This window comes from Pseudomonas putida, assembly GCF_028682635.1.
Taxonomy (GTDB): Bacteria; Pseudomonadota; Gammaproteobacteria; order Pseudomonadales; family Pseudomonadaceae; genus Aquipseudomonas; species Aquipseudomonas putida_AE.
The window spans coordinates 26,954-53,173 of the sequence record NZ_JANHLK010000030.1 but is presented as its reverse complement, the minus strand read 5'-3'; the positions used below and the strand labels follow the sequence as shown (position 1 = coordinate 53,173).

Genomic DNA, 26,220 nt, shown 5'->3' with positions numbered 1-26,220 from the left:
CAGAACCTCAGCGTTTGTACGCTTGCAGGCCGGGCTTGATGCTCTTGTCGTCGAGGAATTGTTTCATGCCCTGCTCACGGCCGCCTTCGGTGTCGAGCAGGCGCGACTGATCGAGCTTGGCGTACAGGTAGTCCTCGTTCTGCTCCCACGTCAGTTCGCGGCAACGTTTGAAACCATGCTTGGCCGCACGCAGCACCACTGGGTTTTTCTCCAGCAGGTTACGCGCCAGCTCAACGGTGGTTTCACGCAGTTGCGCCAACGGGACGCTTTCATTGACCAGGCCCATCTCGGCGGCTTTCTGCCCGCCAAAGGTCTTGCCGGTCATGATGTAGTACAGCGACTGACGGTGGCCCACGGTGTCGGCCATGGCCTTGCTGACCAGGTTGCCGGGCGGGATGCCCCAGTTGATTTCCGACAGGCCAAACGTCGCTTCGTCGGCGCAGATCGCCAGGTCACACGCCACCAGGGGGCTGAAACCGCCACCGAAGCACCAGCCGTTGACCATGGCAATGGTCGGCTTGGCGTACATGCGCAACAGTTTCCACTGCCATTGCGAGGCTTCGCGACGGATTTTTTCCTGAAGGATCTCCGGGCCGGCGTCCACTTCGCGGAAATACTCCTTGAGATCCATGCCCGCCGTCCAGGCTTCGCCCGCACCGGTCAGCACCAGGACACCGGCGTCCGGATCCTGCTCGAGGGTTTCCAGGACATCGATCATCTCGCGATTCAGGGTCGGGCTCATGGCGTTGCGTTTTTCCGGGCGGTTGAGGATGACCCACGCGATGCCTTCCTCGATTTCCACTTTGACCGTTGTCCAGCGACCTTCGTAATTGCTCATGACGATGCTCTCTTGTTCTTGGTTTGAAGATGACTGGAAATTAAACCGGTAAATTAGTTATGTCAATTAACTATTAATAAAATTAACCAGTTTCCCGCTGCGCAGCGCCCTGCTGTCCGAACGCCAGCGATTTTGGCCATAGCAATCACCGGTCAACGCCGGCAAAATAGATAGTCTTGTTAACCCAAAATCCCCAGGACTCACCCGCAATGGCCAAGCCCTCCCCCCTCGCCGAGTCGATCGAGGCACCGTCGAACAACGCCGAGATGCAGGCACCACTCGATTCGGCCTTGAACGACCTGATCGGCTACGCCATGCGCCGCGCACAACTCAAGCTGTTCCAGAACCTGATTGGCCGCCTCTCGGCCCACGATCTGCGACCTGCCCAGTTTTCGGCCCTGGCGATCATCAATCAGAACCCCGGCCTGATGCAGGCCGATCTGGCCCGGGCACTGACCATCGAGCCGCCTCAGGTGGTGCCGCTGCTCAATAAGCTGGAAAGCCGGGCGCTGGCAGTGCGCGTGCGCTGCAAGCCGGACAAGCGCTCGTACGGGATCTTCCTCAGCAAGACCGGCGAGACCCTGCTCAAGGAACTGAACCAGATCGCCGCGCAAAGCGACCTGGACGCCACCGCGGCGCTGGACACCCAGGAACGCGAGGAGCTGCTGCGCCTGCTGAAGAAGATTTATCAGGAGTGACGCACGCCCCCCCCAAGGGGCGTGCCGGTGAGAAGCTTGCAGGCGGTTACCAGATCGGCAAGGTGTAGGTCACCAGGAAGCGGGTCTGGTTTTCATCGCGAAATGCCGCGCCACTCGGGAAATCGTTGCGGTAGATCGCCTTGCGCGCCACCAGCGCGACGTTTTTCAGCGGACCGCTCTGCACCACATAGCCCAGCTCCATCTGGAATTCTCGCTCCTTGCGGTCCTCGGCGTTGAAGGCTGCCAGCTCGATATTATCACCACGCAAATAACGCAACCGCCCCCTCAGCCCGGGCACTCCGGACGCGACGAAGTCGTAGTCATAGATGGCCTGCCACGTACGCTCCTTGGCGTTGAGAAAGTCCGACGCCATGGTCAGCTCACTCATCCCCATCAACTCTGTCCCGGAGATGTAGGGCGTCGCCGAGTCGCCACTGGAATGCATATAGCCGATGCCCAACTTGTGTCCGCCGTAACGGTAGCTGAACAGCCCCGAGACGTTGCGGTTATCCACTTCACCGCCCTTGGCGCTGCCATCCTCGCGACTGAAAAAACTGCGCAGGTCGCTGGTCAATGTCCCGCCGCCCAGGGGCAGGTCATGCAGCAAGGCAAAGGTGTCCTGTTGGTACAAGTCGGCCACTTCCGCGTGGTAGGCCCGCAGGCTCAGCGTCTTGCTGACCTGATAATCGCCCCCCAGGTAGGCCATGTGCGAGGTCGTGGCAGTGGCGTTGAAGCGCCGGTTGGGCGAAGCGATGGTCATCGCCTCATAGTTGGTGGAATTGCGCTTGTCGATGCGATCGATGTACCCGGTGTTCAGCGTCAGGCCATCGAAGTCCCTGGAACTGAGGGTGGTGCCGCGAAAGGTCTGTGGCAGCAATCGCGAGGGGCTGGCAAAGGCAAACGGCAGGAAGATTGACACGTCCCCGGACTTCACCGTGGTCTGGGCAAAACGCAGCTTGGCGGTCGGGGCCAGGCGCGAGTACTCATCCGCCGCACGATTGTCGCTGGCCGACACCGGCAGCAACTCGGTGCCGCTGCGATCCGGCGCGGAGTCGAGCTTGACCCCCAGCAGCCCGCGAACGTCCAGGCCAAAACCCAGCGGCCCTTCGGTAAACCCAGACTCCATGTTCATGATGAAACCCTGGGCCCACTCCTGGGCGGCGGTCTTGGCGCCATCGTCCTTGTATTGACGGTCCAGGTAGTAATTTCGCAGGGTCAAGGTGCCGTGACTGTCTTCGATAAAACCAGCGGCGCGAAGCTGGGTGGGCAGGACGCTCAAGCCGAGCAGCGCCAGGACCAACCCTCGGTTGATACCGGGCACACAGGTGGCTGACGCCGTCGCAACGTCGTGCGTGGGGAGATTTGGCATGTTCGATTTCCATTTTTTATTGTTGTTTGTGCTGCCGGGGGAGCGCACTGCAGCCGGCTTCGCGAACAGAGAATGGAAACAGCCGATGACAGCTGTCAACGGCGAATGACCGATAATCGAACATTAATATTATTATCTATTTTCCAGTTAGCCGCTTCATCATGATCTTAGTAGTTGATTTATAAGCCTTATCGGCTGATTTTTCGGATTTTCATGAGGCAGTTCATTTTTTAGTTATCTTTGTTATCTTATTCATCGGCAGTCATCTTCCGCGTACCCTGTGCGATGGGACGGCTCGACTCCACAACAAAAACAACAATGAGGTTTCACCCATGGACAGCCCATCGCGTCGTTCGACGCTGACAATCGCTTTGTGCTTTATCGTTGCGCTGATCGAGGGTTTCGATCTGCAGGCTGCCGGCACCGCTGCCGCCGGGCTGCGCCAGAGTTTTGCCCTGGACCCGAAGATGATGGGTTGGGTGTTCAGCGCCGGGATCATCGGCCTGCTGCCCGGAGCATTTTTTGGCGGCTGGATCGCCGATCGCATCGGCCGCAAGAAAATCCTCGTCAGTGCCGTGCTGCTGTTCGGCGTGTTTTCCCTTTGCACGGCCTACGTCGAGAGCTACTCCAGCCTGTTGCTGGTGCGCTTCATGACCGGCCTGGGCCTGGGCGCCGCCCTGCCCAACCTGATCGCCCTGTGCGCCGAAGCCGTCAGCGAACGCAACCGCGGCACCGCCATCAGCGTCATGTATTGCGGAGTTCCCCTGGGCGGTGCACTCGCGGCGGTGGTGGCGATGTTTTCCAGTGAACACTGGCAGACCACCTTCATCATCGGCGGCCTGGCACCCTTGCTGGTCGTACCGCTGATGGCCCTGCTGCTGCCCGAATCCAGCGCCTTCCGCCAGCAACATTCAGCCACTGGCAACCTGCGCCCCTCCAGCGCACAGGCACTGTTCGGCGAAGGTCGCACACGCAACACCCTGGCCTTGTGGCTGAGCTATTTCTTCACCCTGACCGTGATGTACATGCTGCTCAACTGGCTGCCTTCATTGCTGCTGGAACAGGGCTTCAGCAAACCCCAGGCGGGCATGGTGCAAATGCTGTTCAACATCGGCGGCGCCCTCGGCTCGCTGCTCGGCGGCCTGCTCCTGGACCGTTGCAACGGCGTCAAGGTCGTGCTGTTCGTCTATGCCGGGTTGCTGACGGCGCTGGCCGGGGTCGGCTTGGCCGTGGGTATCGTACCGATGGCGATCGCCGGGTTTGCCGCCGGGTTGTTCGTCATGGCGGCGCAACTGGTGCTCTACGCCCTGGCGCCACCGTCCTACCCAACCGCAGTGCGCGCCACCGGTGTCGGCGCCGCCGTGGCCATCGGCCGCCTGGGCTCGGTGGCAGGCCCCTTGGCCGCCGGGCAGATCCTCGCAGCCGGTGCAGGCACCACGGGCGTGCTTCTGGCGACCTCACCAGGGTTGGTGATTGCTGCCCTGTCGATCCTGACCGTGATTGCGCGCACCGGATCGAGCGCGCAAGGGCAACTGAAGACCGCCAACTAAGCGGTTGATCCCATACTAGTGTTGCCTTCACTGGTACGAGATCGAGAATTGAAGCGAGGGTCCTGCTAAGGGCCCTCGATCCTCCTTTGCATTCCCACGACCTTCGCATTCATGATGACGCCTTCAAGCATCAACATCCCCTAGGCAGATCCATGAGTACTGATAGGTTTTTTCCTCTACTCGATGAGTTCGTCGCCTGTAACTGCCCCAGTTCTGCCCTGCGCAATAAGTGCATACGCCTGCTGTCTGCACTTGAGCACGATCCACTCCCGACGCCTCCAGCAAATAAAGACAATAAAGAGTGAGATCAAACCAGGCCTCGCCGTGACTGGCGGGCGCTTGACGGAAATTGGAGGTCATCCCTGACATTTCGCGAGTGGTTGACCAAGGGGCCTGCCTCCCGCGCCACAAGTACCCATGCACCTGTTCTATCTTGTCGGCAAGGGCGCTTCCAACCTCATAGCAACATGTCTGTATGGCTGGGCCTATTGCCACCTGCAAATTGTCCAAAGAAATGCCAGCTAGACGGAAGGCATTGAAGGAGTTTTCGATTATCCCTGCCGTTAATCCCTGCCAGCCGCCATGTATGGCTGCAACGAACTGATCCGTTGTAGAACCAATGAGTATGGGCAGGCAATCTGCCGTCACGATGCCTATTGGACGTGTTGTGCGGGTGAACACCGCATCCCCAGCGATGATTCCAGCCAGTTGCTCATCACCGACCTCAATAACGTTGGCACCATGCTTCTGGGCACAATAAAACAGGCCCGCGGGTGTGCGGGTATCGCAGGCTTCGTCGAATGCATGCGCCAGCCCCGGCAGAGCGTTCAAATTGTCGGAAAAATAGGCCATTCAACCCTCATCAATAAAGTTGGCTGCTCGATTTCCGAGCTCATTTGGCAGGATGAAAGCTCGCGAACATCATACCGAACAGCCAACCACCGATCATGGCCAGGTAAAGGGACTTGTATACAGGGACTGTATAGGCCAACGAATAGGTGACCGCGGTGACCGCGATGCCAGCAAAGAAAAACTGCTTGCGGGTAAACCTGCTGAGAAAACGTTCTGAGGCTGCGTTCAGGGCCTTGAGTATTTCATTGGCTTCCTCCTTGAAAAAACGCAGCCATCCTAGCAATCCTTGATATTGTCGCCCCTGTCCTCTTGATCAATCGAATCAAGAAAATCAAGGTCATCATCTTCTTCGTCTTCATCGTCAAGAATGCCCTGGGCGTCTTCTTCAACCCAGGGTTCATCATCGTGGAATTCATGATCGAGCAGATGGTCGTGCTCGGGCTCAGGAATATCAATCTCATCGCTCATTTACGTTTCCTGCGTTGACTAAACTGTGCAAAGGGCACCTGTATATGCGTGCCCTGCCCCTCAGTCAATGCTCAGGCGATGTCCTGGACCTTGAGTCGCGTTTCGCTGCTTCTCTTCCTTCCAATCCAGTTCACTGTTGAGCGGGCGCATCGACGTATGGCAAAAAATCCGCTTGTTTACCCTTATCCAAATGGTAAATCGTGGTCTCCAGCGGAGGTTTTGCACAAACCGTCTTTGTCCTGGCTGACAATTGCCCCTCGATATAAGCCTTCCAGAACAAGACCGTTATGGCTTACGGATTCACGTGCCCAATCAGGCAATTGACAATTCGGCGGGCAAGGAATGCGTCGCATTTAGTGCATCGTTGATCTCCACAATGCATTCACGTACACGAGTAAGGGCCGCGTTGTAGTCAGAATCTGCAGCGCGATTGCCGTTCTCGCTCACTGCCCGATCAGTTTTCAGCTGAAACCTGAGGGATGCATACTTGTGACCAATCCAGTCCGGCACATCGCGTGACGATGTGCAGAATTGCTCAAGGCGTTGAGAAACCATTTCGCTATCCTGTGCAAGAAAAAACGGAAACACCCCGAGCCAGTTGTGCTTGTAGAGCTTTACCCACACACCATCAGGCCAAGACTTTAGCCTGACATCTAGATCGAAATAGGGGTTATCGCCCTTGCTGGCCTCTACGATCCGTGTCTGGATCTCGTTGCCCCATTCTTTGAACTGGCTGCCTTGCCTTATCTCGAGTTCTAGAGCGGTGAATCGCGTTGCGAACTTACGTTGCCGGCAATAAAAAAGGTGTTTTGCCATATGCTCGTACGCTTCTTCGCTCTTTTCGAAGACACCCCAGCAGAGGGCCTTGATTTCGGAACTGTCGGTCATGGAGCGCTCAATATGGCTGGTGAACTGGTCAATAAAAACACCGGCCGGTGGACTAGCCAAGGGGCGGCACCCCCTAAGCAAGGCTGCGATCATTGCATAGGACTGGTAGTAAATAGGGACACGCGAGCAATCCAGGTTTGCAGTTGGGGAGTCACGCCCGGTGGGTGTCAGATAGACTATTGCTCGGTGCTCGTAATACGGGAAGAGTTCACACAGTGATTCTTGATAGCGTTTCAGCTGTTTGGGTTGATCAATCGCGTGAATTTTGTTCTCGATTGCAAGGACCAGTCGCAAGTCGGGAAAGTCGAGGAGGATATCGATTCCCGCTAGTTCTCTAGCGACCTTGGCATGAGCGCCGACAGCGTTTACCAGTATTGTTGCATTGATAGGTCGCGCAGCCCCTACCTGACGGCAGTTCATTAGTGACGCCACGTACTCGTCACGAAAAGTGCTCCCTAGACCATGAGGTTCGTTGGCGCTGAGAAACGCTGCTATAACCCTGGAGTGCAGTAGCTCCTTGGTGCTTACCCCCATCACCCTAAACGGGTCGAATGCCCGCGTGTATTGAGTTAGTGCCAAGAACTCATCGCACGCAAATAGCTCATTGAGCTGCGGTGTGACTTCCATGTGTTGTGACCTGCGGATTCGGATTTGATTGCTGAGTATGTCTCGAAGCACCTTGAACCACCACGTCGCCTCCATTTCACGCTGTTGCGGAGAGGCAGTTTGTTTCGAATGAAGAACTGGCTCAGTTCCCAAACGGCCGCAAAGAGATGCTGAGAAATTGAGCCGAACAGTAAAACCAGCGTTGTTAAAATTACTCAGCCATTATCACCTGATACTGCTTTTGGTACTCGGCGTAGAGGAGATTTTGATCCATTAACGCTTTGACGCGTGATTCTTTGTACTGAGCAGGGGTCAGCAGTCCAACCGGAACAGTGGTGAGCGTAGGAACTGTGGTCTGGTTAGATGGCGTGATGTTTCCAATGCATTGATATTTGACGATCATCTGGCCAGCCGTGCAGTTACCCCAGCCATCGCGAACCTGGCAATTCTGGGTTTGCCCGCCGAAAGGTTCGGCTCGGTTGTAACCCCAAACCGCACATTTACTATTTGCAATCGATTCTGCTTGCTTATAGTCAACGATCGGAGTCTCAAAGGGTTTGAAGTCGTAAGCCATGTCGATCGAACCATCCGCCCGGCTCCCACCGGTTGCGTAAAAGTCTTTACGGCTGGAGCAGCCGGTTACCACAACAGCCAGCATTACAAGAAAAAGTAGCTTACGCATGGAAAAAATCCGGTTCAGGTACAAGACGCGTGATAGTGGCAATTAGACATGAGAGTGTCTACAAAAACGATGCGCGCCAAATGTATCTGTGGTCTGTTATGAATGCCTGGAGTGTCGGATTCAATCTGGCCATTACGAGTCACGTTACGAGATAGTGGCTTCCACTATCTCCCCGCTGCGCCTGTGGCACACGCTTAAAATCGAGCACGGAGCAATATTGAAAATGCCAAAGAAGCGGCAGACAGACACACCCGCAGCAACCGCTGCAGACATTGAAAGGTCTATCCAGGCCCTGAACAAGATGGCGGAAAGACTGTGGGGAGATGGCCGGGAAGCTGAGGCGAAAGCTCTCCTCGATGCCTTGGACGCATTAAATCGGGCGCTTGATCGGATCAGGATTGGAGAGAGTCGCAGGGTTTTGCATTGAGGTCAGTTTTGCGTTTTGCACCCCGCGACGGTTTTCGCTTCACTGGGGAGACCGGGTGAACTGATAACGCACCTCGCCGCTGTCTGTACTGACAAACCAGTAGTCATCTTTGTCCGCTTTCACTCGCGCACATTCCATGGGGTAGCCCGGGGATTCAATACATAGAATTCCGTCTTTGACTTTCCATCGTTCCGTCAGAGGCTCAGCCCCAGACCTTTTGAAGATTTCCGACCCGTCAGCGTTAAAACTCAACGATGATGGTTTGTTGACATTGTTCAGTTTATATCCGGTCAAGGCCGCTCGAATCTGCGCGTCGTCCAGGGTCACCGCAGAAGGCGGTACAGGCTTCATGGGCTCGCTGCCGGAATTGACGCAGCCTGATAACACAAGGACAATGATCGTAAAGCTAGTGCTTTTGATACTCACGCTGCACCTCGGCCTTTAATTGTTATGGAAGCTGGGTTGAGCTTAGGCGCGTTTCCCTTGCATCGTCAGAAATCAGGTCTGCACCTGATATGCGCACTCCCGTCACGCCTTCGTCACACTTGCCAAGCACAATGCAGTCAGCCAAAAGGAATTGGCTACGTGATTGGAAAGCCCGACCCAGTGTCGGGCTTTTTCATTTGCGGTCAGCGCCGGCCCTGCGCCGTGCAGTACTGTTGACGCCATGCAACCCTCGCATATGTCCGAGAAGCTGTTGGCAAGACATGATCCTCCTGTCTATAGCAGCCCCGCTCTACTTGCACCGACTCATCTACAACGGGCCATAAATCAGGCGACCCTTAACGACTCGACACTTACTCGCCCATCAGCCATGAGCTGAAGATACTCTCGCCATTTTTGGAAGGCTTGCTGCTGCCTGGTGGAAGCCGCCAGCCACTCTGTGCCACCGATTAGTTCGACCGGGATGGCCATCATCTGCCCGATTGCAAGATCAAGTTCATTTGCGAGCTCACGCCCATTCGGCAAATCGAGGATTAGTGGTCGCATAAGAACCTGTCTTTTTTTTGGGCTACTTCATCGACTTGGCAATTTGTTGATCGTGCGCGAGCGCCGACGAACGGTCCCCCCACTTGGGGCGCCTGATTGGAGACAACGCCAATTACTGCCTGGATTACATCACCAATCCAACGATCCACGCGCAGATCATGCGAGCGAGGGCATGACCAAAAACTACCAGCGCGACCACGAGGAGGCCATCTGGGGGCCGAGGCAAATCGGGACCTGAATATCAGCGAAATCACCGGCTAGTTTTGCGCGGGTTTTGCGCAGGCACAAAAAAGCCGATCTAGATGATCGGCTTAAGTGTCTGATTTTAATCAGGAATAATGGTCGGGACGGAGTGATTCGAACACTCGACCCCTAGCACCCCATACACTTAAGGTCTGGAATTCCATGGACGAACGTACACTCTCATGGAACGCTTTAACCTGGAATTTACGGGGATTCAGGCTATATTAACGTCTATAATGATCCACTAATATCCATCGACAGCCAAGTGATTCGGTGGGGCAAAAGTGGGGCAAAATTTCAAGACGCTGGAATCAGACATTAGGTCGACAGTGGCAAAACTAACGGCGAAGCAACTGGAGGCGCTCACCTCCGCGGATGACGGGAGGACGCTACGCGAAGACGGTGGCCTGACTGCCAAGGTTCGCGCCGGTGTACGCGGCATTACTCTCCTATTTCGCTACGAGTTCAAACTGCACGGAACCAAACGTGATCACCGTTTGGGCAGTTGGCCGAAGAAATCGCTGGCGCAAATTCGTGCCGAGCGTGACGAAATGAGAGTGAGCATCACTAAAGGCATAGACCCCATCACCGCCCGCAAGGCCGCCAGAATCGAAGCCCAGGCTGCCATTGTCGCCACCATTGCCGAGGCCGAACGTCAGGCGGGAGAGAACAAGACAGTCACTGATCTCTTCGAGGAGTGGATTCGCGACGGCGTATCCCGCCAGGACGGAAACGCTGAACTGCGCCGCAGCTTCACCAAAGACGTGTTACCAGTCATTGGCGATAAGCCGCTGCGCAACCTCACCGAGAAAGATCTGCTCACTGTCCTACGCTCGGTCAAAGCCCGCGGCCTGAACCGCGCCGTTGTGATTCGCAGTAAGGACATCGGCCAGATGCTGCGCTGGGCTGAGAAACGCAAGCCGTGGCGCACCCTAATGGTCGATGGAAATCCGGCCTACTTGATAGACGCCAACAAACTGCTCGATCACGACTACCAAGAACAACGCGACCGCGTACTTTCTCCTGATGAAATTCGCGAGTTGCGCGACATCTTCGCGCGTCTGGCACACGACTATGACGCCCTACCCGCCGGCCAGAAATACTCTGGTATCCGCCCAGTAAACCCACGCGTGCAATGCGCAGTCTGGATCTGTCTGGGTACCCTCTGCCGCATCGGAGAACTGCTCAAGTCTGAATGGAGACACGTGGATCTGGAAAAAGGGACCTGGCTCATTCCAGCCGAATCCACCAAAGGACATATGGGCAGACGTCAGGATCACCACGTGTTTATGTCCTCTTTCGTGCTGACACAATTCAAGCTATTGCAAAGGGAAAGCGGACATACACCGTACTGCTTCCCCAGCAAAGTCGAGAAAAGCCATGTCGATACGAAGACAGTTAGCAAGTTAATCGGTGACCGGCAGTGCCGATTCAAAAAACGCAGTAAACCACTTATTGGCCGCCACCACGATGACTCATTGGTGCTCAACAAGGGAAGCAAAGGTGAATGGACCCCTCACGATTTGCGCCGAACAGGCGCAACTATGATGCAAGAGCTCGGTATAACAATAGAGATAATTGATCGCTGCCAAAATCATGTACTTGGTGGATCAAAGGTTCGTCGACATTATCTTCATCATGATTATGCCAAGGAAAAAACCGAGGCTTGGAGATTGCTAGGGATACGTCTTGAAAAAATTTTCGCAACTACTTCTAGCGATCAATTGCCTCTGTTCCCCAATTAATTAGCATTCAGTGGAGCTCCGAAAAATAATATCTTGAACAGATACATTTCTGGCGTCTACTTGGGGAGTCATCCACCAGGCGCCATCCATCGATGACATCGCCTCCGCCATCTTTATACGACAAAGCCCTGATTTTTCGGGGCTTTGTCGTTTCTGGGGTAAAAGTCTGCTAGCCCACACTACAGCCTACACCCTGGATAAAGTCTTGCTTTTAGCCGGACGGATGGATTTTCAAATTGCCTGTCCCCTTCACCTAGATTCCGGACAAACGGACTCGCAGGTAGCAGATTGCTAGGACTGCTCAGTATTAAACTCCAGTCTGCCCGGCAAGAAACGGTGTTCAGCGAAATAGATAGAAATGTAGTTTCATCGAGATTTCATTCCGGCAATACCGTCTGCAATGTCCCCCGCCTCCAGATAACCTGCGGCAAACGTCATGCTCACCAGCGCGATGCCTAGGCCTTGGATCGCCGTGGCACAGACCGCTACCGAGTCGCTCATGGTCATCCGAACCTTCAGCGGCAACGGACTGACCAGTCTGCTTGGAACGATTGAGGGTGCAATCGTGAAGTTTCAGATCTTGGTGTCCGACGATGGCCTAACGCGCTGCCCAATAGTCAGTTGAAACCTTGAACACAATTGGTCGGTGTCGGATTGCGGGCTTCCACGCCATGGGACGTTCGAATCCGCCGTAAATCGCGGAATCGCCCCCCTGACAGATCAGGTCAACCCGTAGTTCGTGAAATGACAGTCCGGGTTTATCGCTGAAATTATTGCGAAAACTCTAAAAAAACGAGCGATCGAAGAATAGCCCAAGAGTTTTTCTCCACGTCAGTCATCCGAAATAGCCAAGAGGCACCCTGCTGGGTCTCATGATCGAAACTGACTATTTAATAATCAAAATGCTCAACGCACCCAGGCAAGCGTCGGATTGTGCCCTGCCGGGGACATAAACCAGCCATGAGTTTTCACTACGATTGGAATTCTTTTCATTAAGAATGGAATCCGCCAACCATAGCCAGCCGTGTCGCGGGAACGTTAAAGGCCAGCATAGGCGCCGTATGTGAAATGTTTTATGTCGTGATGTCGGGCCGTTGCTAGAGGAATATCCGCGGTGCGGTGCTAAACACCCGCACTCCGAAGCACACCTCCAGCTTGGCGACACTGTTGGCCCCGCAGTCGGTATCGCGCTTGCATCAAGCGGCCTTCGCGACACTGCCGACCCCGGCACTGCGCACAAATCATTCGATACTCCTGAAGGTTTCCATAAAGGTCACTATAAACTTTTGGTTTACACAGCTTATTGCAATTACCGCCTACCTTCCCTTCAGTGGTCATTAGAAAATAAAATGAAGTCATTAGTTCTTAAAAACGGTAAGCGTGTTCGTCCCCTTTTTCGACAGGCAATAATCGGCCGATTCTGTTGAAAAAGTAGCTCTCCTGTCTGGCCTGCGGCAAAACCCTCGCATCGGCCAGCAGAGAAGCTCGCAGCACGATGGGACAGTTATCGAGTGGGCAGGAGCGGCTGTTCTACTCGTTCAACCTTGAAAATCACATCCCAGCCAATCACCTTCTGCGCAGCATTGATTGGTGTCTCGATCTGAGCGACCTGCGCCCTCAGCTCGCCGATTTCTATAGCCCGATTGGGCGTCTGTCGATTGATCCCGAACTGATGATTCGAATTCTGATCGTGGGTTGTTGCTACGGCATTCGCCCGAAGGGATGCTCAACTGTCCGTTCTCGGACGCGCCATCTCCGGTGCTTTGCTCAGCCGAAGATGCATTTCCTCCAATACAGATTCATGCTCCCAGCGTCGAACTCGTTGTTCTGTATTCGGAGTGCACTGCGATTTCAACTCGCAGCCTTGGCATTTCGAACTCCAATAACGATGCAACTTCAGGACTTTTTCAACCTAGGAGTAGTGCCAGATCAGCGCCTCGCCAGCTGGACAAAGGTATTCGTTTTTTGCCGCATCATAGATGAAGGCATCGTTATTGGAACGCCCGTCAGCCTTGGCTCCAGAGGTCATCGGCTTGGGCACATAGGCGGTAATGCCTGCATTGTGACAACCCAGGATTTGTTCGCTTTTGAAGTAACCTCGGTCAGCACTACCGACAACGTATCTGACGCCATCGCTTCGCGGGCCTGCTTGTCCATCTAGCTTAGTTGATCGTGGTCGGAACCGACGTTAGTCACCTCGTGAGGGGGGCATGCGGTCCGGCCATGTTGGAGTTGTTTTTGAAGCTTGCGATAAAGGCTTTGGAGATTCAAAGATGAATCCGACAATACCTGACGGTCGCTACTTCGTAGTCAAAAGGCAGCTGTGGCGTTGCGCCAATCCATATCTGGATGAGGATGCGTGACAGCTCCTGGTCAACGACTTGATGGTTGCACGTCGCGAGGTAAAGGCAGCGAGGCTTCTGATGATCATGGGTTGTTGTTGTCGGCGGCAAGGGCGAAGGTACAGAAGGGGAAGATAGCGCTCGGCGAGCGCGGGTCAGTCTGGTGGGACGACGGGAGCCCTGACTTTAATAAACGACAGGTCACCAATACGCCCTATGTTGATTGGTACCTTTCCATACGGCGTCGGTAGATTTCTACCGTCGCCTTTAGATTTATCGACGCGCAGAAATACGATAAGCGTCCTTTCAAATGCACCTGATCACTGATCACGGCCTGTACGCCTTCAATCAAAGCCTCTATGCCACAGCTGGCGTGTTCATGCAACCGCATCCTCGAATCATTGAGTTACCCGGCACATTGTTGTGAGCCACGAACCTGTTCCAGATTAGTGCAGCGCTGTTAATCGTGCCAGCAACCTACTTTCACTGGCATCTTGAACTCCACAAAAACTATCAAGCCAGCCAATACCTTCGAGAGTCCCAATAGCAGGCTGATACTCACATCCAACCCAGCCTGTATAAGGATGTGCATCTATCGAATCTAGAACTCTAGCCAGGTTCAAATTACCGATATTAGGCTCGTGCCGTCCTGGGTAGCCGGCAATCTGTAAATGGTCGGCTTGAGGAAGAAGGAGATCGAGGCAAGCAAGAGGATCCAACCGCTCCATCGCAGCATGATAAAGATCCAGAATCAGGCCTAGCCCTTCAAGTCTTTGCGTCCAGCTGACGGCTCCCGCCAGTGTCCGAATAAAATAGCCTGGCACTGAAGTTTGATTGATGGCTTCAATCACAACCTTTACGCCATGACGGGCAGCCTCCTGGATGGCCCAGCGCATGTTGTCGTCAAATTGCCCTCCTGATACAGCGTAATTTTTCTGCTCAACCACTCCAGATAGCACATGAAGCAGTGGACTTCCTCCTTCGACGGCATATTCAAGTCCCAGGTTGAAATCCTCACGAAAGTCACGAGCCTTTCCGGACTGAGCAGCTAGCCCCTTACTACCAGGTCGTAGAGGTACTGTTGCCAATACTTGTTGAAGGCCTGTGCGACGTAAAGTCCCAGCTATTTCTGCTGCCGCCATGTCGCGAGGAAAACTGAACTCAACAGCCTCAAAGCCAGCGTCCCGTGCGGCGCTAAATCGATCCTCGAAAGACCATTCGGTGAAGAGCAAGGTGAGGTTCGCTGCATATTTGATCATTCAGTTAATCAAGCCATCGTGTTTGAGATACACAACGAAGAGCGGATTCAGCGCTACTGAATCCGCACTCGTATTTGGAAATTACGCTGTTGCAGGAAAAGATTTTGGCTTGAGCAGAAAGTGCGCCAGTGCCGGAACCAGTACAAGCGCGCCCACCATGTTCCAGATGAACATGAACCCGAGCAAGATGCCCATGTCAGCTTGGAACTTGATAGGTGACAGCACCCAGGTGAGGACGGCAATGCCCAGCGTGATCCCGGTCATCACCACCACCTTCCCCGTAGAAAGCAGGGCCAGGTAGTAAGCATCCGACAGGCTTGAGCCATTTCGCAGATTGGTGAGTGTTACGCTGAGGATGTACAACGCATAATCCACACCAATACCCACCCCCAACGCGATCACGGGCAACGTCGCGACCTTTACGCCGATGTTCAGTCCCACCATCAAGGCCTCACACAGAACGGAGGTCAGCATCAGCGGCAGTACCGTGCACACGACCGCTCGCCAGGATCTGAACGTAATGAAGCACAGCGCGATGACGGCCGCGTACACCATGAACAGCATCTGCACGTTCGAACGGTTCACCACGATATTGGTGGCCGCTTCGATGCCGGCATTGCCCGCCGCATTGAGGAACTGGATCTGATCTGAGTTATGGGACGCCGCGAACTGTTCGACGGTTTGAACCACGCTGGTGAGCGTGTCTGCCTTGTGATCCTTCAGATAGACATACACCGTCAGCAGATCGCAATTCTGGTTGAACAGCTCTCGCGGCGCCCGGGTGATGATTGCATTCAACAATCCCTGGTTAAGGGGTATCTCGTACCAGGTCATGCTGCCTTCATTCATGCCCGCTGCGGCCTGTTTGCTCAGTGCCGCCAACGATGTCGTGGATACCACCCCTGACAGCTGTTGAAGCTGCGCTTCCAGTGCATCGACTGACACCAGCGTCTGGTAATTGGCGCAGAAGTACTGCGGCGTTTTCACCATCACCACATACTTGTCGCTGCTGGCAGAGAAGTTGCTGACCATGAAGCGGTTGTCGCTGTTGTAGCGAGATTCCGGACGCAGTTCTGGCGCCCCGGGATTGAGGTCACCGATCTTCACATGCAGGCTGACCGTAAAGCCTGCCGCCCCCAGCAGGACGGCGATAATGATCGCACTGCTCGCCCATTTTCGCTCGGTAAAGCGATCCAGAAAAGCCCAGAATGGATGCCGGGTATGCTGAGCGTCCAGCTGCGAAAACTTGTCGTTCGCCGCTTCACGTTGCGCCGCCGCTTTGCTGACACCGGTGTACGACAACAGAATCGGCAACAGAATCAGGTTGGTGAAAATCAAGGTCAGCACCCCTATCGTCGCGGCGACCGCCAGATCCTGGATCACCGGAATCTTGATGATCATCAGCACCGCGAAACCCACGGCATCGGCCACCAGCGCCATCAAGCCGGTCAAAAACAAACGACGGAAAGTGAAGCGGGCCGCCACTAGTTTGTCGGCGCCGCGCCCGATGTCCTGCATGATGCCGTTCATTTTCTGCGCGCCATGGCTCAACCCGATGGCAAACACCAGGAACGGGACAAGGATCGAGTACGGGTCGAGGTCAAAGCCCAAGGTTGGCAGCAAGCCGAGCAACCAGACCACGGCAATGATCGAGCACAGCAGCACCAACAATGTGCTGCGCACGCACCGGGTGTACCAGAACAACACGATGCCACAGATCACCAATGTCGCTGCGAAGAACAGCTGCATCTGCCGCATGCCGTCAATCAGATCGCCCACCACCTTGGCGAAACCGGTAATGTGGATTTTGATGTTGTCGGTTTCATACTTGGCCCGAATCTGTTCGAGCTGGCTTGAGAGCGCGTTGTAGTCGAGCGGCTGACCGTCGTCAGAGGCAGTTTCCTGAAGAGGTAACAGCACGATGCTGGACTTGAAATTAGAGGCAACGAGCCGGCCGATTTCACCCGATTTTTCAACGTTCTGCCGAACCTGTTCCAGGCTACTGACCGAACCGTCATAGTTGTCAGGTATGACCGGGCCGCCGTCGAAACCTTCTTCCGTCACACCAATCCAGCGGGTCGCTGGGGTCCACAGTGACTTCATGTACGAGCGGTCGACGCCGGGGAGCAAAAATACCTCGTCGTTGATTTTCTTGACCGTCTCCAGGTACGCGGCATCAAAAATACTGCCCTGCCTGGCTTCGACTGCGATCCGTAGGGTGTTGCCGCCCTCTCCCAACTGGCCGCGATTTTTCAGGTAGTTCTGCACATATGGGTGATCCGTCGGGATCATTTTTTCGAAGGCGGCATTCAGTTTCAAACTCAGCGCCTGGTAGCCAAGCACCAAGCTGAGCAAGACACAGATGCCCAGAATGATGCTGCGGTGATTGAACAAAAGCCGTTCAACCAGGGTACCGGAAGCAGGATCGAACTTGTCCTTTCGAGGGACGGTGTGATGCTTGGCAGAACGAGTAAAGCTGTTCATTGATCGTGCTCCGACGATTCAACTGCAACGGCTAACGACAGCATGCCGCGTGCACTACTGATGACGAGGTCGCCGTTTGCGGCTTGCGCCATGCCTGTGAAGTAACCGGGTTGAGTGATCCGAATAGCAGAGCCTTTGGTGTCGCCATTCACAAAGCGCAGCACCCTGCCCGACTCGTCGGCCAGGAGCACCGCCCCATCCGCAAGACGCAGACCACTGGTCAACGTGACCGGCTGCAAGGTGTCGAGACGCTGCCAGGTATCGCCGCGATCTTTGGACTCGAAGGCTTTGCCACGAAGCCCGAACGCCAGAATCGATCCGCTGTTGGTCGATTGAAGTCCGAAGGTCGTGCCCTCATAGGGAGACGTCAGCGACTCGAAGGTCTGCCCCTCGTCACCTGAGCGTAATAGCGTTCCCTGCTCGCCGGCGATGAAGAGATCCGCCCCGACCCGCTCGATGCTGTACAGGTGCAATCCGTTTGGATTGTCGATACGGGAGCGGATGGACTGCCAACTCAGCCCACCGTCATGGGTGACAAATGCGAGTCCGTAAGCCCCTACGACCAGCCCGTTTTTGGCGTCCAGAAACAGCAGGTCGAGCAAAGGTTTGTCGGGGCCATCATCCACGAGTTGCTGCGCTTGAGACAGACGCTCTTGTGCCTTTTCGGAATCAGCAGAGCTGTCCATGGCCTGCCTGGCTTCCTGTAATTCGATCCCGGCTGCCTGGACACCATCAAGCTGTTTGTTCCAGCTCAATCCACCATCCCGAGTATGCAAGACAACGCCGGCGTGCCCGACTGCCCAACCTTCGAGATCATCGATGAAGCGAACCTTGACCAGGGTCATGCTGACGGGAGACCCGATTTGCTTCCAGGTACTGCCATTGTCGTCAGAAACAATGATGAAGCCTCTTTCGCCGACGGCCACGAGGCGTTGCCCTGCCCTCGCGACACTCAGCATCACCGATTGCGCCGCCATGGCGCTGGTGATGGCGGGTTGTACCGGCAGTCCATCGGTGGCTGCCGTCGCTGCTGTACCAGAAAGCGCCGTCAAGATCGACACGCTCAGCATGAACGCCTTGAACGGTTGTTTATGTAGATGCCTGGGTGCTTGAATACGCATTGGCGAGCCTCGATGATCAGGTTCAGTGGACGCCCCGCCAGTGGCGCGACGTCCATTCAACACAGGTTTGAAAAAGTTGTTGCGAGGCTCAGCGCACCGATCCGGACGCTACCGAGTTACCGGTAAAGAAGTTCTCGGGTTTGCGCGGTATGACGCTGTAAGTTTCGCCGTTCAGGCTTTGCACGACGCTGTACGTCTTGGCTTGCAGGTTGTAGATCACCACCGGCTTCACGACTACTGCCGGAATGGAAGGCACAACGAATGGAAGTACCTGGGAAACGCGCCAGAGTTTGCCTTCGGCGTCGTAGCCATCGACCAGCGAAACCGTCCAGCTGTCTTCATCAATGAAGAATTTGCGCTTCGGCACGGCGTGACGTTTGCCCGATGCGACGGTGGCTTCCAGCTCCCAGACACGGTGAAGTTCCCAGCGCAGCTTGTCGGGATTGAGGTGGTTGGCGACAAAGGCATCGTCACGTTTTTCGGCGTTGAACTTGTTGTCGTTGTACGGGATGTACAACTCTTTCTTACCGACCAGTTTCCAGTCATAACGATCAGGGTGACCGATGAAACCGTGGACTTCATCGAAGTAGTTGGCTCCCGAAGCAACGAAGTCTGGCGTGTCATAACCCACCGTAGGCGCACGACGTACACGGCGTTGACCGACAAGATACTGCCAGGCTTCCCGCGGCTCTTCGACATTGATGCTGTCATGTGTCACCAACGATTCCCCCGCCTTGAACGGTGGTTCGTTGGTCAAAAACCGCAGCAGCGCATATTGGCCCGACCACCTATCGGCGGCGCCGTCCTTGTAGTAATACGGGTACTGCCAGTTCTCGACGCCACGACTGGCCAGCGTGCGGGTTCCGTCAGCATTGCCAATGACGTTGGCGTAACCCATCTGAATGGATTCGGCTTCTACGCGCAGCAGGAAATTCCAGATAACCTCATTGCCGGTTTTCGGGATGGGGAACGGAATGCCGCCATAGCAGCCCTCCACCGACAAGCCATTACTGGTCGTCTTGCAATTGGTCGCGTTGGCAAATGTCTTTTGATAGACGCTGTCGGGAGCCGCCGCCGTGCGATGAGTCGGGTAGACATCAAGATGGAAAGTGTCTGGATATTTGGCGAGCAAGGCTTTCGTCCCTTCGCTCAACTTGTCCGCATACTGCGCTGCGTTTTTCGCGGTGATCTGCAACAGCGGCTTCTCGCCGGGGAATGGGTCGACCGGCATATCGCCGGATTTCTGCCCGGCCACGTCCTTGGTCAGCCCGCCAGTCCAGGCCGGAATGGTGCCGGCGGAGTTGCCGGCTTTTTCGGCACCCATCGGAGTCAGGGTAGTCTTGAGTTTCGCCGCCTCCTCAGGACTCACCGCTGCAAACACGGTGCTGGCACACAGCGAGATCGACAGGGTTGAAAGCAGCAGTTTAATTTTTGTCATTATCAAGGCCCGCCTGTTTTCTACTTAAAAGGTTCGCTGGATCGAGAACGCGACGAAATCCCGGTCCTTCATGTTTTGCTGGTACGTGAACGAGTTGGAGGAGTTGATGACTGGCCCGGCCTCACCAAAGAAATTGGTGTAGCTCAGCGAGGCGTACCACTGTTTCTTGTAATCAGCCTTGAGACCCAACGTCAGGTCGCCGCCATGCTCCGGGCCAAACGCCTGAGGCGTCACGGAAGAGCGTCCGGACGGGTTGTAGCCAATGGTGATCGGTGCTTGAACGTCGATCCCAGGGAAGACCTGGAAATACTGAGGTTCGAACGTGAAGCGCAGCGCAAAGGCGTCGCGAGTGGTGTTGGGATCAAGTTGGTCAGCGTTCTTGGTCACGCTCAGCCGGCGGTTGAACGCCAGCTCACCGATGAGTGAAGCGCCGTCCCACAGCGCGGATCCACCGTAGACATTGACCATCGACACCTGCGCATGCCACGACCGGCCAATGGGGTACGCGGGATTGGAATCGTTGTCGGAATCCAGACCGGTAATGATCGTTCCGCCGACACCCGCCAACGGCGTATCAACCCGAATCGAGGTTTCACCGGCAATGTTGGCTTCGCCAACCAGCGTGCTGAAACTCGCGCCGAACACCTTGACGTCCTCGGGATACACATTGACGAACGTATCATCAGCACCCGGCACCAGCGCGGCCGGGCGGAAGTAAAAAACCGGGGTCTTTTCGTGATATTTCGCGGCGTAAAGACCGAACTCCCAGTCCTCGACAGCGAACTTCAGTTGGGCACCGAACTGACCGGAATCCCTGGCCTCTTTGTCCTTGCCGTGGAGCAACGGGCCGGTAGGAAAGAACACCCGTTCCCCGCCTTCGCCGACAAAGTCCGCCCCACTGAAGTAGCTGCCCGCGGAGGGAAGACGTGTCTTGTTCCACTCGAATTGGTAGTAAGCCCCGACACTGACCGTATCGCTCAACTGCCAGTTACCCGACACCTGTTTGGTGGGCATCAGAATTTCTTTGAACTGAGAGCCGGGTACCGACTGAAGTTTTACCAGGTCGACGGTGGATTGCGCATTTGCGATGCCGTTGGCACCGAAGAACAGACTCTCTCCGTAGATTTGCGTGAACTGCCCCAGCCGCCCGGACAACGAAGTGCTGCCGATTTCCATGGAGCCGTAGACAAAGGCATCGAGAATTTCAGTGTGCTGTTCGTGGATGCGCCGAGTGTCGCTGGTGAACTCATCGTACGGGACGCTCACCGAGTTGGCGGTGCCGGGCGAGTCGTTGTCGTTGTCGTGGCTGTAGACATCGTCGTACCAGGAGGCCGCACTGAGGCGGGCGCCAACGTCTTTGTATTTGATATCGAATTCGGACAAGACATCCAGGCGATTGGAGATCAGTCCGCGATCAAAATTGCGGTCCCCGTCATCCAGGTTCGGGTTGCTGTTGGACGTGCCTGGGCCGACCGCGACCTTGTGATCAAGTTTGTTCACGCGCCAGGCGTTGCTGTACTTGATCGTGTTGTCCCAGGTCGCCGAAAGATCGGGATTGCCGGTGTCGATCTGGAAGGCGTGCGATGGCGTTGACAGGCCCAACAACACCGTTGCGCTGACCGCACAGGCGATGCTGGAGACCGGCAACGGGCAGAGCCGCTGGTTGGCTTTTTTCATCAAGATGTTCCTGTTTTTTTGTTTTTGTAAAAAGGTCATCCATTCCCGGCAACGGGCTGCGAACCCACGGGGACTGCGTATCGCTCGAGGCTACTACCCTGTCCGACCTGGCCAGCTCAACAAGCTCGATGATTATGCGCAAATTATGTTTTATTGCATTCAACATAACTTTGTGCACAAAACGTAGACCTGCAGAAATTCAAAGTCAAGAACATTTGAAAGAGCTGTTCGGGCCCTGAGGCATGCCCTTACGACGGCCAGACACAATCGAGCCATTGAAAAACCAAGCAGAGGGGTGACAATCGAGATAGATGGCGGGAAGGTGGTTTGCCGACTTAAGGCCGTTCTAGAGCGGCCGCCAGGCTGTTAAAGAATTTTCCCCTTGCGACGCAGGAAAATTTATGCACAAAGAGAAGATTCATCCTTTGCACTAAATCACTTTTTGCGCATAAAATCCGTTTAGTGCAAATTTCAGGATGACTTCACCATGATTCCCTCCCCCAACAGTCCGCTGATCGATGTCGCGCTTACGAAGATGAAAAAAGCGATCGTTTGTTGCGAGTTGGCCCCTGGCGAAAAACTCAAGGTCGCCGAGCTTTCCAAAATCTACGGTCTCAGCAGTTCTCCAATTCGTGAGGCGCTTAACCGGTTGACTCAGGACGGTGTCGTCGAAGCCAGCGATAACAAGGGGTTCAGGGTTGCCGCGATTTCCACCACGGACTTTCGCGATATCACGCGGATGCGTTGTTTGCTGGAAGGAGAGGCGCTCGGCGATGCCATCCAATATGGCGACGACGAGTGGGAGGCGGATGTACTGGGTGCGTTTCACCGTTTGAATCTGATCGAGAAAAAACTGGGGAGCGGTGTGCTGGCGCTCGACGATGAGTGGTCCGCCCGGCACAAGGCTTTTCACTTCGCGCTGTTCGCGGCGTGCCCATCGCCGCTAATGCTCAGGATGATCGACTCACTGTTTGATCGGGCAGAACGCTACAGACGCTATTCGGCCAAACAGCGAATCAGACAACGGCACAAGGGCAATGAGCACCAGGAATTGATGGACGCAGCGCTGGCGCGCAACACTGACAAAGCGGTGACGCTGCTGCGCAATCACATTCAGGACACCTTGGAGCGAACCATCGAAGCCATCGAGCGTCAGCAAGCCACGCTTCAATAGATTCAAAAAAAGCCCCTCGCCTCGCCTCGCAACTGTTTTCGTGGACAGTGCGAAGCGAGGGGCTTATTGCTTCTTACTGGCTTAGCCCTTGCGCAAATTTGATCATTGGGTCGCTGGTACCACCGTCACCTTGTGCAGCCTGCTCAGGCTTCCTGCACCAAAGCGCCAACTCCATTCCCTCAAGCAACTCCATCGCCCAAGCGACCGTCACCGCCCCGCCATACACGTAGTGATCCGGCCGTACGATGACGATATTGCAACCGCGCTGCTCCAGCCACTGCGCCAGCACACCATCGACTTCCTCGTAATCATCCGCGGTGCGTGGACCTGACTGCCGATCATTCACCAACCGCACCACGTGCAGGGGCAAACCTTTAAGCGATTGACTGCTGCGCAGGCATCGCAATAACGCGCTGGCGTCAAACCCGGGGGCGATGACCACTCGGAAAGACTGGCCGGTAAACTCATCCAGCAGCGCTTTCTTGCCTGCATGGTTGATCACCATCGGCTGCGGAAACAGCTCACCGGCAGGCGCGACCTGTGCGACAAACCCTTGAGACAGCCCCGGAATCAGCGATTGCCGGATGGTGCCTGCGGGGTTGTCCGCCATTTGCTGGATCAACCGCGCATCCCGAATGGCCGCTTTCTTGCTATCGCGCTCGCAGATCACTGTGCCAAACTCTTTGGCGGCCAGAGTGGTTTGACGGACATGGGGAATTCGTTCACTCTGGTAAGTATTCAGGAACGCCGGTGCCGCCAGCCCGCATTTCACCAGTGCGAGCTTCCAGACCAGGTTCAGCGCATCGCGAATCCCCTGGCACATGCCTTGTGCCAGGAAAGGTGGTGTCATGTGCGCCGCGTCGCCCAGGAAGAAAACCCGATCAGACTGCCACTGCTCCAGAATCAACGCGTGGAATCGATAGGCGGATGCGCGCCATAGCTGATAGTCACCCTCGGGCAGCCAACGGGAGATCAACTTCTTGATCACTTCGGGTTGCGAGATTTCCGCCGGCTGTTCGTCAGGATTGATCATGAACTCCCAGCGTCGATGCTGCCCGGGGCCGACGACAAAAGTGCAAGGCCTGGCCAGCTCGCAAAACTGCACGTTGGTCTTCGGCAGCTGCTCGCCCGCCCCTTCATTCAGGATCACATCGACCACCAGCCATGGCTCGTCGAAGGCCAGATCCTCCATCTTCAGTCCCAGGCGTGTACGAATCGGGCTGGTGCCGCCGTCGCACGCCAGCACATAGTTCGCCGTCACCGTGCGCTCGGTCCCGTCTTTGGCCTGAATACGCACCTCTGCATGCGAGTCCATGGAATTGACCGATAAAACGTCTGAGCCAAGCTCGACCGTGACAGATTTCAGATCGGCAACTTTGCCGCGCAGCGCACGCTCGACGGGCGGTTGCGAGAAAACATAATTCGGTGCCCAACCCAGGGGGAAAGGAGGCTTGGCAGCATCAATGCGCTTGATCAGCTGCGAACCGGTAGTTCGGTACTCCGAGGGACGATAAGGCATGACGTGCCCGGAGATCTCATCGGCCAGGCCGATATTGCCGAAGACACGCATCACTTCGTGGTCGAAACCCATGGCCCTGGGGTTGACGTATACCGTCTCGGACTTGTCCACGACGAGCGCGTTCAGCCCCCACATACCGGCCAGGTTTGCGCACACGGCACCCACCGGACCCATTCCAACAATGATGACATCGTAGTCCATCGTCTACTCCGCTTTTTGTTCTTATCCAGTGCGACTTCTGGCTGATGAACACGCCGATGCGCAGCCATCAACCAGGCTTCAACATCCACAGATCATTGCGCGGTCAGCCGATTCGAACCCGCTGTTCCTCGATCTTCGCCCGGATGGAATTCTTCCAGTCCTCTCGCGTCTGGAAGCCAGGACGGCGCCGGCACATGGCTTCGGTCTGAGCCAGGATAACTTCGCTCGGCAGCTCCAGATCGAGGGGCTCCTTGCACGGTTGAGCCGTATAGAAAGGCGCATCGACGTACATTTCGATGGGGTTGCCTTCAGGGTCTTTGAAATACATGGACCAGGCGTTGCCGTGATCAACCTGGGCGATCCCTTCGATGCCGCTGTTTTTGGCGAATTGGTAATAGGTTTTCAGGTCATCCAGCGAGTCCAGCAGAAACGACAGCTGGTTGATAGGGTTGAACGGCAGGTCGACTGGTTTGCCGTCGAACAGCACGACCTGGTGATGCAACTCCGGGTTCTGCGTCATGAAAAACAACCGATGCCCTGTCGAGGCGACACCTTTGTCGCTGACGATGAAGCCCAGGACACGGCAGTAGAAATCGACCATACGATCAAGGTCTGCGCAAAACACGCCGGAGTGAGTGAAATTGATAGTCGGCAATGCGGGCATCTGGAACCTCCAGTTTTTATGATTGGGTAGAGGACAACGTTTAGGCTTCGTCAATAACGCCGTTCGATAGCGTCCCGATCTCGGTGATGACTACTTCGAAAACGTCACCGGGCTTGAGGAAAATCGGTGGATTCCTCTTGAAGCCAATCCCGCTGGGCGTGCCGGTTGCCAGAATATCGCCCGGGTTCCACGGCAGTGCTTTGGACACGTATGCAATCAAATGCGGAATGTCGAAAGCCAGCTCTGAAAGACTACCTTCCTGCAACTGCTCTCCATTGAGCACTCCACGCACCACCAGCTTACGGTAATCGGCAATTTCCGAAGCAGGAATGAGCCATGGACCCAACGCCCCGGTTTTCCTGAACGTCTTGCCCATGCCGTACTGGTGCGTATGGAACTGCCAGTCGCGCACGCTGGCGTCGTTGAAGCAGGTATAACCCGCGACGTGATCCATCGCATCGGCCGGATCGATATGCGCACCTCCTTTGCCGATCACCACGGCCAACTCGGCTTCGAAGTCGAATTGCTCCGACACCTGTGGCCTTACAAGAGGCTCGCCGTGGGGAAGCAGGGTTTCGGCGAAGCGCTGGAAAATAACCGGGAATTCTCCGACCTTCCTTCCGGCCTCTTCGGCGTGAGCCACATAGTTAATGCCGACGCAGATAACCTTGCCGGGATTGGGTATGACGGCCTCCAGCTCGACACTTGAAAACGGGTAATCGGGTGGCGAGGCTTCTACGATCTGACGGGCCTGCTGCATCAGCGACGGCTCGGCCAGGAACGACGCGAGGTCCGGAACCCCAGCAAAATGACGGGTCAATTCGACCACCCCGTCGCCAGAAACGGCGCCGAAGTGAGCCTTCCCCTCTTTGCGATACGAAATCAGCTTCATGTTCTTCTCCTGTTTTTTGTGCACAAAAACTAATTTCTTGCACCATACATCATTAAATGCATAATGCAAAAGGCCGGTTCAAAAAAATAACGA

Annotated in this window: 21 protein-coding genes and 4 pseudogenes; 7 read left to right on the top strand and 18 right to left on the bottom strand. The window is 55.4% G+C overall.

The annotated features are described in order from the left end of the window. Positions 1–7 precede the first annotated feature (7 nt). Entirely contained in the window at positions 8–838 is an 831-nt protein-coding gene (locus NPS56_RS26505) for a p-hydroxycinnamoyl CoA hydratase/lyase (RefSeq protein WP_274077380.1), read from the bottom strand. A gap of 209 nt (positions 839–1,047) precedes the next feature. Here NPS56_RS26505 and NPS56_RS26500 point away from each other — a divergent pair, with 209 nt between their 5' ends. After that, positions 1,048–1,536, top strand: coding sequence for a MarR family winged helix-turn-helix transcriptional regulator (locus NPS56_RS26500; protein WP_274077379.1), 489 nt, complete (start codon positions 1,048–1,050; stop codon positions 1,534–1,536). A 46-nt stretch (positions 1,537–1,582) separates the two neighbouring features. On the opposite strand, the gene NPS56_RS26495 is transcribed toward NPS56_RS26500, so the two are convergent. Beyond that, positions 1,583–2,905 (bottom strand): OprD family porin, encoded by a 1,323-nt coding sequence (locus NPS56_RS26495; protein WP_274077378.1) that lies wholly within the window; start codon positions 2,903–2,905, stop codon positions 1,583–1,585. 332 nt (positions 2,906–3,237) lie between these two features. On the opposite strand from NPS56_RS26495, the gene mhpT reads away from it, so the two are divergent. After that, a complete protein-coding gene (gene mhpT, locus NPS56_RS26490; protein WP_274077377.1) occupies positions 3,238–4,455 on the top strand; it encodes a 3-(3-hydroxy-phenyl)propionate transporter MhpT in 1,218 nt (405 codons plus the stop codon). A 123-nt stretch (positions 4,456–4,578) separates the two neighbouring features. Here mhpT and NPS56_RS26485 read toward each other — a convergent pair whose 3' ends face one another. From NPS56_RS26485 to yecR, 5 genes are all read right to left on the bottom strand, one after another. Continuing rightward, positions 4,579–5,307: a polyphenol oxidase family protein gene (locus NPS56_RS26485; protein WP_274077376.1), complete on the bottom strand. Its 729-nt coding sequence runs from the start codon at positions 5,305–5,307 to the stop codon at positions 4,579–4,581. A 40-nt stretch (positions 5,308–5,347) separates the two neighbouring features. Further along, on the bottom strand, positions 5,348–5,590 hold the full coding sequence (locus tag NPS56_RS26480) for a hypothetical protein (RefSeq protein ID WP_274077375.1): 243 nt from the start codon (positions 5,588–5,590) through the stop codon (positions 5,348–5,350). Beyond that, positions 5,584–5,775 carry a hypothetical protein gene (locus NPS56_RS26475; RefSeq protein ID WP_274077374.1) on the bottom strand — a complete coding sequence of 64 codons (192 nt, stop codon included), beginning with the start codon at positions 5,773–5,775 and terminating at the stop codon, positions 5,584–5,586. The genes NPS56_RS26480 and NPS56_RS26475 overlap by 7 nt, the downstream gene beginning before the upstream one ends. A gap of 312 nt (positions 5,776–6,087) precedes the next feature. Beyond that, complete coding sequence (locus NPS56_RS26470; RefSeq protein WP_274077373.1) at positions 6,088–7,290, bottom strand: PD-(D/E)XK nuclease family protein; 1,203 nt, start codon at positions 7,288–7,290, stop codon at positions 6,088–6,090. Between the two features lie 190 nt (positions 7,291–7,480). Then, positions 7,481–7,951: a YecR family lipoprotein gene (yecR, locus tag NPS56_RS26465; RefSeq protein WP_274077372.1), complete on the bottom strand. Its 471-nt coding sequence runs from the start codon at positions 7,949–7,951 to the stop codon at positions 7,481–7,483. Between the two features lie 223 nt (positions 7,952–8,174). On the opposite strand from yecR, the gene NPS56_RS26455 reads away from it, so the two are divergent. Further along, positions 8,175–8,378: a hypothetical protein gene (locus tag NPS56_RS26455; RefSeq protein WP_274077396.1), complete on the top strand. Its 204-nt coding sequence runs from the start codon at positions 8,175–8,177 to the stop codon at positions 8,376–8,378. Positions 8,379–8,417: 39 nt separating this feature from the next. On the opposite strand, the gene NPS56_RS26450 is transcribed toward NPS56_RS26455, so the two are convergent. Beyond that, the gene (locus tag NPS56_RS26450) at positions 8,418–8,804 is read right to left on the bottom strand and encodes a hypothetical protein (RefSeq protein ID WP_274077371.1); all 387 of its coding nucleotides are present in this window, start codon (positions 8,802–8,804) and stop codon (positions 8,418–8,420) included. Positions 8,805–9,940: 1,136 nt separating this feature from the next. On the opposite strand from NPS56_RS26450, the gene NPS56_RS26445 reads away from it, so the two are divergent. Beyond that, complete coding sequence (locus tag NPS56_RS26445) at positions 9,941–11,356, top strand: tyrosine-type recombinase/integrase (RefSeq protein ID WP_154862909.1); 1,416 nt, start codon at positions 9,941–9,943, stop codon at positions 11,354–11,356. Between the two features lie 318 nt (positions 11,357–11,674). Here the strand turns inward: NPS56_RS26445 and NPS56_RS31440 are convergent. Then, positions 11,675–12,121, bottom strand: a pseudogene (locus NPS56_RS31440) (LysR substrate-binding domain-containing protein); the annotation flags it as partial. Positions 12,122–12,851: 730 nt separating this feature from the next. Between NPS56_RS31440 and NPS56_RS26435 the strand changes: the two are divergent. Continuing rightward, positions 12,852–13,070: pseudogene (locus NPS56_RS26435) on the top strand (IS5/IS1182 family transposase); the annotation flags it as partial. Here the strand turns inward: NPS56_RS26435 and NPS56_RS26430 are convergent. Then, positions 13,064–13,558 (bottom strand): annotated as a pseudogene (locus tag NPS56_RS26430) (transposase); the annotation flags it as partial. The pseudogenes NPS56_RS26435 and NPS56_RS26430 overlap by 7 nt on opposite strands. Before the next feature lie 71 nt (positions 13,559–13,629). On the opposite strand from NPS56_RS26430, the pseudogene NPS56_RS26425 reads away from it, so the two are divergent. Beyond that, positions 13,630–13,949, top strand: a pseudogene (locus tag NPS56_RS26425) (hypothetical protein). A 195-nt stretch (positions 13,950–14,144) separates the two neighbouring features. Here the strand turns inward: NPS56_RS26425 and NPS56_RS26420 are convergent. From NPS56_RS26420 to NPS56_RS26400, 5 genes are all read right to left on the bottom strand, one after another. After that, complete coding sequence (locus NPS56_RS26420; RefSeq protein ID WP_274077369.1) at positions 14,145–14,957, bottom strand: hydroxypyruvate isomerase family protein; 813 nt, start codon at positions 14,955–14,957, stop codon at positions 14,145–14,147. An 81-nt stretch (positions 14,958–15,038) separates the two neighbouring features. After that, positions 15,039–17,441, bottom strand: coding sequence for an efflux RND transporter permease subunit (locus NPS56_RS26415; protein WP_274077368.1), 2,403 nt, complete (start codon positions 17,439–17,441; stop codon positions 15,039–15,041). Beyond that, positions 17,438–18,562, bottom strand: a complete 1,125-nt coding sequence (locus tag NPS56_RS26410; RefSeq protein WP_274077367.1) for a WD40/YVTN/BNR-like repeat-containing protein — start codon at positions 18,560–18,562, stop codon at positions 17,438–17,440. The genes NPS56_RS26415 and NPS56_RS26410 overlap by 4 nt, the downstream gene beginning before the upstream one ends. An 88-nt stretch (positions 18,563–18,650) precedes the next feature. Further along, positions 18,651–20,000, bottom strand: a complete 1,350-nt coding sequence (locus tag NPS56_RS26405; RefSeq protein ID WP_274077366.1) for a DUF1329 domain-containing protein — start codon at positions 19,998–20,000, stop codon at positions 18,651–18,653. 24 nt (positions 20,001–20,024) lie between these two features. Then, on the bottom strand, positions 20,025–21,677 hold the full coding sequence (locus NPS56_RS26400) for a DUF1302 domain-containing protein (RefSeq protein WP_274077365.1): 1,653 nt from the start codon (positions 21,675–21,677) through the stop codon (positions 20,025–20,027). Positions 21,678–22,164: 487 nt separating this feature from the next. On the opposite strand from NPS56_RS26400, the gene NPS56_RS26395 reads away from it, so the two are divergent. Beyond that, a complete protein-coding gene (locus NPS56_RS26395) occupies positions 22,165–22,851 on the top strand; it encodes a GntR family transcriptional regulator (RefSeq protein WP_274077364.1) in 687 nt (228 codons plus the stop codon). Between the two features lie 73 nt (positions 22,852–22,924). On the opposite strand, the gene NPS56_RS26390 is transcribed toward NPS56_RS26395, so the two are convergent. From NPS56_RS26390 to NPS56_RS26380, 3 genes are all read right to left on the bottom strand, one after another. Beyond that, positions 22,925–24,571: a bifunctional 3-(3-hydroxy-phenyl)propionate/3-hydroxycinnamic acid hydroxylase gene (locus NPS56_RS26390; protein WP_274077363.1), complete on the bottom strand. Its 1,647-nt coding sequence runs from the start codon at positions 24,569–24,571 to the stop codon at positions 22,925–22,927. 103 nt (positions 24,572–24,674) lie between these two features. Then, positions 24,675–25,235 carry a VOC family protein gene (locus NPS56_RS26385; protein ID WP_274077362.1) on the bottom strand — a complete coding sequence of 187 codons (561 nt, stop codon included), beginning with the start codon at positions 25,233–25,235 and terminating at the stop codon, positions 24,675–24,677. 40 nt (positions 25,236–25,275) lie between these two features. Continuing rightward, the gene (locus NPS56_RS26380) at positions 25,276–26,127 is read right to left on the bottom strand and encodes a fumarylacetoacetate hydrolase family protein (RefSeq protein ID WP_274077361.1); all 852 of its coding nucleotides are present in this window, start codon (positions 26,125–26,127) and stop codon (positions 25,276–25,278) included. Positions 26,128–26,220 lie beyond the last annotated feature (93 nt).

Excerpts from the sequence above, each read along its gene's own strand:
- NPS56_RS26505 (WP_274077380.1), bottom strand. The coding sequence starts at position 838 with ATGAGCAATTACGAAGGTCGCTGGACAACGGTCAAAGTGGAAATCGAG.
- NPS56_RS26500 (WP_274077379.1), top strand. The coding sequence starts at position 1,048 with ATGGCCAAGCCCTCCCCCCTCGCCGAGTCGATCGAGGCACCGTCGAAC.
- NPS56_RS26495 (WP_274077378.1), bottom strand. The coding sequence starts at position 2,905 with ATGCCAAATCTCCCCACGCACGACGTTGCGACGGCGTCAGCCACCTGT.
- mhpT (WP_274077377.1), top strand. The coding sequence starts at position 3,238 with ATGGACAGCCCATCGCGTCGTTCGACGCTGACAATCGCTTTGTGCTTT.
- NPS56_RS26485 (WP_274077376.1), bottom strand. The coding sequence starts at position 5,307 with ATGGCCTATTTTTCCGACAATTTGAACGCTCTGCCGGGGCTGGCGCAT.
- NPS56_RS26475 (WP_274077374.1), bottom strand. The coding sequence starts at position 5,775 with ATGAGCGATGAGATTGATATTCCTGAGCCCGAGCACGACCATCTGCTC.
- NPS56_RS26470 (WP_274077373.1), bottom strand. The coding sequence starts at position 7,290 with ATGGAAGTCACACCGCAGCTCAATGAGCTATTTGCGTGCGATGAGTTC.
- yecR (WP_274077372.1), bottom strand. The coding sequence starts at position 7,951 with ATGCGTAAGCTACTTTTTCTTGTAATGCTGGCTGTTGTGGTAACCGGC.
- NPS56_RS26455 (WP_274077396.1), top strand. The coding sequence starts at position 8,175 with ATGCCAAAGAAGCGGCAGACAGACACACCCGCAGCAACCGCTGCAGAC.
- NPS56_RS26420 (WP_274077369.1), bottom strand. The coding sequence starts at position 14,957 with ATGATCAAATATGCAGCGAACCTCACCTTGCTCTTCACCGAATGGTCT.
- NPS56_RS26415 (WP_274077368.1), bottom strand. The coding sequence starts at position 17,441 with ATGAACAGCTTTACTCGTTCTGCCAAGCATCACACCGTCCCTCGAAAG.
- NPS56_RS26410 (WP_274077367.1), bottom strand. The coding sequence starts at position 18,562 with ATGCGTATTCAAGCACCCAGGCATCTACATAAACAACCGTTCAAGGCG.
- NPS56_RS26405 (WP_274077366.1), bottom strand. The coding sequence starts at position 20,000 with ATGACAAAAATTAAACTGCTGCTTTCAACCCTGTCGATCTCGCTGTGT.
- NPS56_RS26400 (WP_274077365.1), bottom strand. The coding sequence starts at position 21,677 with ATGAAAAAAGCCAACCAGCGGCTCTGCCCGTTGCCGGTCTCCAGCATC.
- NPS56_RS26395 (WP_274077364.1), top strand. The coding sequence starts at position 22,165 with ATGATTCCCTCCCCCAACAGTCCGCTGATCGATGTCGCGCTTACGAAG.
- NPS56_RS26390 (WP_274077363.1), bottom strand. The coding sequence starts at position 24,571 with ATGGACTACGATGTCATCATTGTTGGAATGGGTCCGGTGGGTGCCGTG.
- NPS56_RS26385 (WP_274077362.1), bottom strand. The coding sequence starts at position 25,235 with ATGCCCGCATTGCCGACTATCAATTTCACTCACTCCGGCGTGTTTTGC.
- NPS56_RS26380 (WP_274077361.1), bottom strand. The coding sequence starts at position 26,127 with ATGAAGCTGATTTCGTATCGCAAAGAGGGGAAGGCTCACTTCGGCGCC.